Origin of the sequence: Pseudomonas sp. Yb2C2, from assembly GCF_052112325.1 — a bacterium.
GTDB classification, from domain to species: Bacteria; Pseudomonadota; Gammaproteobacteria; order Pseudomonadales; family Pseudomonadaceae; genus Aquipseudomonas; species Aquipseudomonas marginalis.
This window is the reverse complement of record NZ_JAVAJK010000001.1, coordinates 313,835-322,809: the sequence shown is the minus strand read 5'-3', so window position 1 is coordinate 322,809 and position 8,975 is coordinate 313,835. Positions and strand designations below refer to the sequence as shown.

Below are 8,975 nucleotides of genomic sequence, written 5' to 3'. Positions count from 1 at the left end.
GTTCCTGCCTGAAATCGGCTTACGGGAAATTCGGGAATGGGAGAGCGATCAGCCGGCGGCCAGTTGCCGCGCCGCGCCAATGCGCCAGCGGGCCAGGTGTTCGTCGGCATAGCGCCGCACGCAGCGCAATACGGCGCTTTCGTGCTGGATAAGGAAGAAGTGGTGGCCGTCGAACATGTCCAGGGAAAAACCGCTGGCGGCATCGAGCTGCCAGTCGAGCAACTGGTCGGCGCGCACGCTGTCCTGCTTGCCGCCGAACACATGGATCGGCAGGTCCAGCGGCTTGCGCTCGCCGTAGGTGAAGCTGCCGCACAGCAGGAAGTCGGCACGCAGGATCGGCAGCATCAACTGCATCAGCTCGGGATTGGCCAGGGCTTCTTCGGCGGTGCCTTGCAGTTCGCGCAGGCGGGCGATCAGTTGCGCGTCGGTCTTTTCGATGGCGTATTCGCTGACATCGCGGCGAGCCGGACCGGCCGTGCCGGAGGCGAACAGCGCCAGCGGCGCAGGGACATTTCGTGCGTTTAACGCGTGGGCCAATTCAAAGGCCAGCAGGCCGCCGAGACTATGGCCGAACAACGCGTAAGGGCCGCTCAAGTCGCGACTGATTTCCTCCGCGAGCTGCGCCGCCAAGGCCTTGATATCGCGCTGCAGGGGCTCGTCCATGCGCATGCCCCGCCCAGGCAGTTCCAGCGGACACACCTGCAACCACTCCGGCAACGTGCGGCGCCAACGTGCGTAAACCATGGCGCTGGCGCCCGAATAGGGCAGGCAGAACAGGCGCAGTCGAGTCGGCGTAGTCATCCAGCGACGACTCCAAACTGAAACACGCTGTGTGCACGATAAAAACCCATGTCGTCCTCCTGCGGGTGCTGATCCTTGGCCGCTTGACTAGCGACCCTGTCACCCAGAAGAACGGACGGCACCGGCAAATAATTAGTCGCCGGGTACCTGCGAGACGTGGTTCACACCAAACAAGAAAGCATAAGATTAGTTCGCCTTCTCATTTGACAATCATTATCATTCAGCATAATTTGTTGCCCGATGTGTAGGAGGCCTCAGCAAGGACGCCCTCCCCTAACCTCTTTTGCGACAAGGTGATTTCCATGACGGAACAAGTATCCACAGGCAGGTGCGACTCACCGCTTCTCCAGGCATTTGTCGACAATCGACTGATTCTGGTGAAGATTGCGGCACGTATTACCGGGTGCCGCTCCCGCGCCGAGGATGTAGTGCAGGATGCCTACTTCCGCCTGCAATCGGCGCCGACGATCACGTCATCGTTCAAGGCCCAACTGAGTTATCTGTTCCAGATCGTGCGCAACCTGGCGATCGATCACTACCGCAAGCAGGCCCTGGAACTCAAATATTCCGGGACGGAAGAGGAAGGCTTGAATGTGGTCATTCACGGCGCTTCACCGGAAACCTCCCACATCAATTTCAACACCCTGGAAAACATCGCCGACGCCCTGACGGAGTTGCCCCAGCGCACCCGCTACGCGTTCGAGATGTACCGCCTGCACGGTGTGCCGCAAAAGGACATTGCCAAGGAACTGGGGGTTTCACCGACGTTGGTGAACTTCATGATTCGCGATGCGCTGGTGCACTGCCGCAAGGTATCCGGCAACCATAGCGATACGTTTGCACGGCGGGTGTGATTGAGGTGAAAGGGCTTGTTGTGGTGAGCGGGCTTGCCCGCTCACCACAACCAAAACCCGAACCACAGCCGCACTCATCCGAGCCAAGATCAGGGCACAGGCATCACATCAATACGATACGGCTCGAAAATCTTCAGCATCTCGCCGCTATCGCGCAGTCGCTTGAGCAACCCCGAAAACGCCTCGCCCGTGATCGGCGCCTTGGGCCGCAGCAACGCGTAGTGGTGATAGACCTGGTCGATGCGCTCCGAGACCAGGAACTGCCCGGCCATATCCGCATTGCGCACCATGAAGTCACTCAGGTACGAACGGGTTACCAAGGCGATGTCCGCACGCCCGCGCGCAACCATCAGCAGGTTGCTGTCATGGGAATAGGTCAAGGTGGCGTTGAAGTGCTCGGCCAAGTACTTGGGGTCGGGGTTGAAGTTGGCAAAGGCGTAGTGATAGCCGCTGAACACCGCCAGGCGTTTCCCGGCAAGGTCGGCGAAATAGTCCTGGCCTCGACCGGGCTCACGCTGGGCGACGAAGATTTCCGCGTCTTCCAGGCCCATGTCGATGCTGGTGTGGGCAACCTTCTGCCAGCCCCAATCGGGATTTTCGAAGATGGCCATGTCGATACGGCCTTGTTCGAAATCACGAAAACGCCGAGGGATGGAGGTGGGTACCAGCACAAACTGGTAGTCGGTTTGCGAGGCGTTCAGGGCCTCCACCAGTTGCGGCAACAGACCGGTGTCGGCGCCTTGCTCCGGGCGCACGGTGTAGGGCGGAAAATGCGCCGCGCCGATGCGCACCAGTTGCGCAGCCGAAGCCGGCAACCACGCTGCGGTGCCGAGTGCCCATAAAGTAAGTCCTGCAGCCAACCGCCATGGCGAAAACATCAAGGCACACACCGTTCAATACATCGATGTCGATAAGCTAGGCGTTTTTGTCCAGCTAGACAACTTTCCACCGGCAAATTAATAGCTTGCGCCTCAATCGGCCTTCAAAACCATCAACAAGGCTTCTTCGGCCAATTGCTCCAGGGTCAGGTTGCCCTCGGCGCGAAACCAGGTGGTGGTCCAGGACAAGGCCCCGGTGAGGAAGCGTCGCGCAATAAACACATCGCCCTTGATGTAACCCGCCGTCTTGGCCTCGCCCAACACCTGCAGCCAAATGTCTTCATACACATCGCGCAGCGCCAGCACCTGGGCCTGGGCGTCGGCCGAGAGCGAACGCCATTCATACACCAGCACCGCCATGGCCTCGCCGCTGCCACCCATGATCGACTGCAATTCGCAGCGAATCAGCGCCAGCACACGTTCGCGTACGGTGCTCGCCTCCTCGAGCGAGGCACGCATCAAGGCCGTGTTGTAGTGGATGGTTTCCTCCATCACCGCACGCAGGATCTCGTCCTTGCTCTTGAAGTGATGAAAGATACTGCCGGACTGGATGCCCACGGCACTGGCCAGGTCACGCACGGTGGTGCGTTCAAAGCCCTTGTTGCGAAACAGGTGCGCCGCGGTTTGCAGCAACTTGCCCCGGGCACTGTCGGGGTCGGTCAATTGGCCGCCGTCGACCATGGTGCGCATCACCCGCAGGGCTTTGTGCTCATCCATGCTGCTCTCCTCTACTTCTACTGACGTCTTGGCCGGCAATTTAGGCCGTGCCAGTCACCCAAGCAAGCGCTTGGGCAAAACTTGTGACCGGAGTTTACAAACCAAGCGCTTGCTTGGTAGTCTCGTTGCCAGCCATTCGAGGAAGGATTTCTCATGAGCAAGACGGTTCGTATCGGCTGCGCCAGCGCCTTCTGGGGTGACACCTGCAGCGCCGCCGCGCAGTTGGTGCACGGCGGCAAGCTGAACTACCTGGTGTTCGACTACCTGGCGGAAGTCACGATGTCGATCCTCGCCGGTGCACGGATGAAAGATCCCCAGGCCGGCTACGCCACGGATTTCGTCGAGGTGCTCACACCGCTGCTGGCCGAGATCCAGCGCCAGGGCATCCGCGTGATCAGCAATGCCGGCGGCATCCACCCCCAGGCCTGCGCCGCCGCCCTGCAAGCTGCCTGCGATAAAGCCCAGGTGCCGTTGAAAATCGCCGTGCTGCTGGGCGATGACCTGCACCCCCGGCTCAAGCACCTGCACGGCATCACCGACATGTTCAACGGCGCGCCGCTGCCGCCCCTGTGCGTATCGGCCAATGCCTACCTCGGCGCACCGGGCATTGCCCAGGCGCTGCAACTGGGCGCGGACATCGTCATCACCGGCCGGGTGGTCGACAGCGCGGTGGTCAGCGCGGCGCTGGTGCATGAGTTCGGTTGGTCGTGGCAGGACTATGACCGCCTGGCCCAGGCCGCGCTGGCCGGGCATATCATTGAATGCGGCGCGCAGTGTACCGGTGGCAACTTCACCGACTGGCGCGACGTGCCCGACTACGAGCACATCGGCTTCCCCATCGTCGAAGTCAATACCGATGGCCAGTTCACGGTCAATAAAGTCGAGGGCAGCGGTGGCCTGATCAGCGAACTGAGCGTGGCCGAACAACTGCTGTATGAAATCGGCGACCCTCACGCGTATCTGCTGCCCGATGTGATCTGCGATTTCAGCCAGGTGAAGCTGCAGCAGCAAGGCAAAAACTGCGTACGCCTGCACGGCGCCAAGGGGTTGCCGCCAACGCACCAGTACAAGGTCAGCGCCACTTACCCGGAGGGCTTTCGCTGCACCGCCAGTTGCCTGATCGCCGGGATCGATGCGGTGGCCAAGGCCGAGCGGGTCAGCCAGGCGATCATCAACAAGACCTCGGAACTGTTCAGCCAGCGCGGCTGGGCGCCCTACACCGACGTAAATATCGAACTGCTGGGCAGCGAAGCGACGTATGGCCCCCGCGCCCTGCGCCACGACTGCCGCGAGGTGGTGGTCAAGCTGGCGGTGCGCCACCCGAGCAAGCCGGCGCTGGTGCTGTTCGCCCGCGAGATCGCCCAGGCGGCCACGGGCATGGCGCCGGGGCTGACCGGGATTGTCGGCGGGCGGCCGACGGTGTACCCGCTGATCCGCTTGTTCTCGTTCCTGATCGATAAGGCCGCCTGCGAGGTGGTAGTCGACTTCCAGGGCCAACGCCACGTCTGCACGCTGCCCATCGCCGACGCGCCGATCCTGCCTGCCGCGCCGATGGATCCACCCCAGCCCCAAGGCCGCGCCGACGCCAGCGTGGCGCTGGTGAAACTCGCCGTGGCGCGCTCCGGCGACAAGGGCAACCACAGCAATATCGGGGTTATCGCCCGCGCCCCCGAGTACCTGCCGTGGATTGCCGAAGCGCTGACGCCGGAAGTGCTCGTCGACTGGATGGGCCACGTGCTCGACCCCGTGCACGGCCGCGTCGAACGCTGGTATTTGCCCGGCAGCCACAGCCTCAACTTCCTGCTGGAAAACGCCCTGGGCGGCGGTGGCATCGCCAGCCTGCGCATCGACCCCCAGGGCAAGGCCTTCGCCCAGCAGCTGTTGGAAATCCCCATCGCCGTGCCGCAACACATCGCCGATCAACTCACATAAAGGAGCGTCGCCGTGGCCTTCGACTCGATCTTCAAAGCCGGCCTGTTCCAGGGTCACACCGTGATCGTCAGCGGCCGCGACACAAGGCGGAGCAATAAACCATGCCGCTGATTGACAGCCTGATCGATCCCCACAGCCCGCAGTTCGCCCAGAACCGCGCCGCCATGCTGGCAGGCATCCAACACCTGCGCCAGTTGGAACAGACCCTGCTGAGCAAGGCCGAGGAGGCCAGGCCCAAGTTCGAAAAACGTGGCCAACTGCTGCCCCGCGAGCGCCTCAACCTGCTGCTGGACCCTGGCGCGCCGTTCCTGGAACTGGCGAGCCTGGCCGGTTACAAGCTGCATGATGACAAGGACGGCAGCGCCGCCGGCGGTGGGCTGATCGCCGGCATCGGCTACGTCAGCGGCGTGCGCATGCTGGTGGTGGCCAATAACAGCGCGATCAAGGGCGGCACCGTTTCGCCCTCCGGCCTGAAAAAATCCCTGCGCCTGCAACAGATCGCCATGGACAACAAACTGCCGGTGGTGACCCTCGCCGAAAGCGGTGGCGCCAACCTCAACTATGCCGCGGAGATTTTCATCGAAGGCGCGCGCAGCTTTGCCAACCAGGCGCGCATGTCGGCCATGGGCTTGCCGCAGATCACCGTGGTGCACGGCTCGGCCACGGCGGGGGGCGCGTACCAGCCAGGACTGTCGGATTACGTGGTGGTGGTGCGCGGCAAGGCCAAGCTGTTCCTTGCCGGCCCGCCGCTGCTCAAGGCGGCGACCGGTGAAGTCGCCACCGATGAAGAATTGGGCGGCGCCGAAATGCATGCGCAAATCGCAGGCACCGCCGAATACCTGGCGGAAAACGACGCCGACGGCGTGCGCATCGTGCGTGAAATCGTCAGCCTGTTGCCCTGGGATGAGCGCCTGCCGTTGACGCCCAAACGCACTTACGCCGAGCCGCTGTACCCCATCGACGACCTGCTGGGGCTGATCCCCGCTGACCCGAAAAAGCCCTACGACGTGCGCGAAATCCTCGCGCGCCTGGCCGACGGTTCGCAGTTCCTCGAGTTCAAGGCAGCGTTCGACGCCCATACCGTCTGCGGTCATCTGCACATCCAGGGCCGCGCGGTCGGCGTGATCGGCAACAACGGCCCGATCACGCCCAAGGGCGCGAGCAAGGCGGCGCAGTTTATCCAGCTGTGTGACCAGAGCCGCACACCGCTGCTGTTCCTGCACAACACCACCGGCTTCATGGTGGGTACCGAAGCGGAGCAGCAAGGGGTGATCAAGCATGGCGCGAAGATGATCCAGGCGGTGGCCAACGCACGGGTGCCTAAACTCACGGTGGTGGTCGGTGGCTCCTACGGCGCCGGCAACTATGCAATGTGCGGTCGCGGCCTGGACCCGCGGTTTATCTTCGCCTGGCCCAACAGCCGCACGGCGGTGATGGGCGGTGCCCAGGCGGGCAAGGTGCTGCGGATCGTCACCGAGGCCAAGCAGTTGAAAGACGGCCTGGTGCCGGATCCCAAGGTGCTGGACATGCTCGAACAGGTCACCGCGCAAAAACTCGACAGCCAGTCCACCGCCCTCTATGGCAGCGCGAACCTGTGGGATGACGGGCTGATAGACCCACGGGATACCCGTACCTTACTCGGCTTTCTGCTGGACATCTGTCACGAGGCCGAGGTCCGCGAGTTGCAGCCCAACAGCTTCGGCATCGCGCGCTTCTAACCGGAGAACAAGAACAATGATCTTCACCCAGGAACACCATGAACTGCGCCGCACCGTCCGTGCCTTCGTCGACCGCGAGATCAACCCCCATGTGGACGCATGGGAAAAGGCCGGGCACTTCCCCATCCACGACATCTTCCGCAAGGCCGGCGACCTCGGCTTGCTGGGGATTTCCAAACCGGAGCAATTCGGCGGCATGGGCCTGGACTACAGCTACTCGATCGTCGCCGCCGAAGAGTTCGGCACCATCCGCTGCGGCGGCATACCCATGTCCATCGGCGTGCAGACCGATATGTGCACCCCCGCCCTCGCCCGCTTCGGTTCCGATGAATTGCGCGACGAATTCCTGCGCCCGGCCATCAGCGGCGAGCAGGTCGGTTGCATCGGTGTCTCGGAAACCGGCGCCGGCTCCGACGTAGCCGGGCTCAAGACCCATGCGCGCAAGGACGGCGACGACTATGTGATCAACGGCAGCAAAATGTGGATCACCAACTCGCCCAGCGCCGACTTTATCTGCCTGTTGGCCAACACCTCCGACGACAAGCCGCATATCAACAAGTCGCTGATCATGGTGCCGATGAACACCCCAGGGATCAGCGTCAGCCCGCCCCTGGAAAAACTCGGCATGCACAGCTCCGAGACCGCCCAGGTGTTCTTCGACGGCGTGCGCGTACCCCAGCGCAATCGCATCGGCCATGAAGGCGCGGGTTTCATGATGCAGATGCTGCAGTTCCAGGAGGAACGCCTGTTTGGCGCGGCCAATATGATCAAGGGCCTGGAGTACTGCATCGACAGTACCGTCGAGTACTGCAAGGAACGCCAGACCTTCGGCAAGGCGCTGATCGACAACCAGGTGATTCACTTTCGCCTGGCCGAACTGACCACCGAAATCGAATGCCTGCGCGCACTGGTCTACCAGGCCACCGAACAGTACATCAAGGGCCAGGACGTGACCCGCCTGGCCTCCATGGCCAAGCTCAAGGCCGGGCGCCTTGGCCGCGAAGTCAGCGACAGTTGCCTGCAGTACTGGGGCGGCATGGGATTCATGTGGGACAACCCGGTGGCCCGCGCTTATCGCGATGTGCGCCTGGTGTCGATTGGCGGCGGTGCCGATGAAATCATGCTGGGCATCATCTGCAAGTTGATGGGCACTTTGCCGGGGAAAAAGCCATGAATACCCTGCTGCTCGAACCCCACAACGGCGTGTTGCACATCACCCTCAACCGGCCCGAATGCCGCAATGCCATGAGCCTGGAAATGGTCAACGAACTGCGCGCGGTGCTGGCCGGGTTGGACAGCCAGGTGCGCGCCGTGGTGATCAGCGGCGCAGGCGGGCATTTTTGCGCCGGTGCCGATGTGAAGGACCTGGTCAGCGCCGGCGATCAATTGCAGGCCCTGAACCGGGCCTTCGGCACGTTGCTGCAAGCGGTGGAAGCCGTGTCGCAAGTGGTCATCGTGGTGCTGCAAGGCGCGGTGCTGGGCGGCGGGTTTGGCCTGGCCTGCGTGAGTGACATCGCGATTGCCGATCACCAGGCGCAGTTCGGTTTGCCGGAGACCAGCCTGGGGTTGCTGCCGGCACAGATTGCGCCGTTTGTGGTCAAGCGTATCGGCCTGACCCAGGCGCGGCGACTGGCGCTGACGGCGGCGCGGTTCGATGGGTTGGAAGCTCAACGGCTGGGGCTGGTGCACTTCACCGAGACCGACCCGCAGGCGTTGGCGGAGCGTCTGGATGAGGTGCTGGGGCAGGTGCTGCGCTGCGCGCCGGGCGCCAACGCGCGTACCAAGGCGCTGTTGCTGGCCAGCGTGGAGCAGCCCTTGGGGCCGCTGCTGGACCAGGCGGCGCAGTGGTTTGCCGAGGCGGTGACCAGTGCGGAAGGGATTGAGGGGACGCAGGCGTTTGTGCAGAAGAGAAAGCCTCGGTGGTGCAAGTGACGCCCGCTGAGCATGGGTATCTACACAATTTTCTGTGGTCTGTGGCGAGGGCGCTTGCTGCCGTGGCGGCCTTCGGGCCGACCATGTCGTTGGCTTTGAGCGAGTACATATCCGTTGCTGCGGTCACGGCCGCTATGGGTTCC

8 protein-coding genes are annotated in these 8,975 nt (G+C 62.9%); 5 read left to right on the top strand and 3 right to left on the bottom strand.

Annotated elements, in window-relative coordinates; all coding sequences use genetic code 11:
• Positions 1–48 precede the first annotated feature (48 nt).
• Positions 49–801, bottom strand: coding sequence for a thioesterase II family protein (locus tag Q8X51_RS01535; protein WP_065927223.1), 753 nt, complete (start codon positions 799–801; stop codon positions 49–51).
• Between the two features lie 302 nt (positions 802–1,103).
• Here Q8X51_RS01535 and Q8X51_RS01530 point away from each other — a divergent pair, with 302 nt between their 5' ends.
• Positions 1,104–1,655, top strand: a complete 552-nt coding sequence (locus tag Q8X51_RS01530; RefSeq protein WP_027603895.1) for an RNA polymerase factor sigma-70 — start codon at positions 1,104–1,106, stop codon at positions 1,653–1,655.
• An 89-nt stretch (positions 1,656–1,744) separates the two neighbouring features.
• Here the strand turns inward: Q8X51_RS01530 and Q8X51_RS01525 are convergent, their stop codons facing one another.
• On the bottom strand, positions 1,745–2,533 hold the full coding sequence (locus tag Q8X51_RS01525; RefSeq protein ID WP_065927222.1) for a substrate-binding periplasmic protein: 789 nt from the start codon (positions 2,531–2,533) through the stop codon (positions 1,745–1,747).
• Between the two features lie 93 nt (positions 2,534–2,626).
• On the bottom strand, positions 2,627–3,250 hold the full coding sequence (locus tag Q8X51_RS01520; RefSeq protein WP_137213151.1) for a TetR/AcrR family transcriptional regulator: 624 nt from the start codon (positions 3,248–3,250) through the stop codon (positions 2,627–2,629).
• 153 nt (positions 3,251–3,403) lie between these two features.
• On the opposite strand from Q8X51_RS01520, the gene Q8X51_RS01515 reads away from it, so the two are divergent.
• The 4 genes from Q8X51_RS01515 (at position 3,404) to Q8X51_RS01500 (ending at position 8,832) form a co-directional block, all read left to right on the top strand.
• On the top strand, positions 3,404–5,182 hold the full coding sequence (locus Q8X51_RS01515; RefSeq protein WP_407693441.1) for an acyclic terpene utilization AtuA family protein: 1,779 nt from the start codon (positions 3,404–3,406) through the stop codon (positions 5,180–5,182).
• 101 nt (positions 5,183–5,283) lie between these two features.
• Positions 5,284–6,900 (top strand): acyl-CoA carboxylase subunit beta, encoded by a 1,617-nt coding sequence (locus Q8X51_RS01510; RefSeq protein ID WP_074847399.1) that lies wholly within the window; start codon positions 5,284–5,286, stop codon positions 6,898–6,900.
• A gap of 16 nt (positions 6,901–6,916) precedes the next feature.
• Positions 6,917–8,074 (top strand): citronellyl-CoA dehydrogenase, encoded by a 1,158-nt coding sequence (gene atuD / locus Q8X51_RS01505; RefSeq protein ID WP_065927218.1) that lies wholly within the window; start codon positions 6,917–6,919, stop codon positions 8,072–8,074.
• The gene (locus Q8X51_RS01500) at positions 8,071–8,832 is read left to right on the top strand and encodes an enoyl-CoA hydratase/isomerase family protein (protein WP_092486482.1); all 762 of its coding nucleotides are present in this window, start codon (positions 8,071–8,073) and stop codon (positions 8,830–8,832) included. The genes atuD and Q8X51_RS01500 overlap by 4 nt, the downstream gene beginning before the upstream one ends.
• The last annotated feature ends 143 nt before the right edge of the window (positions 8,833–8,975 follow it).

Coding starts and splice junctions, on each gene's coding strand:
- Q8X51_RS01535 (WP_065927223.1), bottom strand. CDS start 801: ATGACTACGCCGACTCGACTGCGCCTGTTCTGCCTGCCCTATTCGGGC.
- Q8X51_RS01530 (WP_027603895.1), top strand. CDS start 1,104: ATGACGGAACAAGTATCCACAGGCAGGTGCGACTCACCGCTTCTCCAG.
- Q8X51_RS01525 (WP_065927222.1), bottom strand. CDS start 2,533: ATGTTTTCGCCATGGCGGTTGGCTGCAGGACTTACTTTATGGGCACTC.
- Q8X51_RS01520 (WP_137213151.1), bottom strand. CDS start 3,250: ATGGATGAGCACAAAGCCCTGCGGGTGATGCGCACCATGGTCGACGGC.
- Q8X51_RS01515 (WP_407693441.1), top strand. CDS start 3,404: ATGAGCAAGACGGTTCGTATCGGCTGCGCCAGCGCCTTCTGGGGTGAC.
- Q8X51_RS01510 (WP_074847399.1), top strand. CDS start 5,284: ATGCCGCTGATTGACAGCCTGATCGATCCCCACAGCCCGCAGTTCGCC.
- atuD (WP_065927218.1), top strand. CDS start 6,917: ATGATCTTCACCCAGGAACACCATGAACTGCGCCGCACCGTCCGTGCC.
- Q8X51_RS01500 (WP_092486482.1), top strand. CDS start 8,071: ATGAATACCCTGCTGCTCGAACCCCACAACGGCGTGTTGCACATCACC.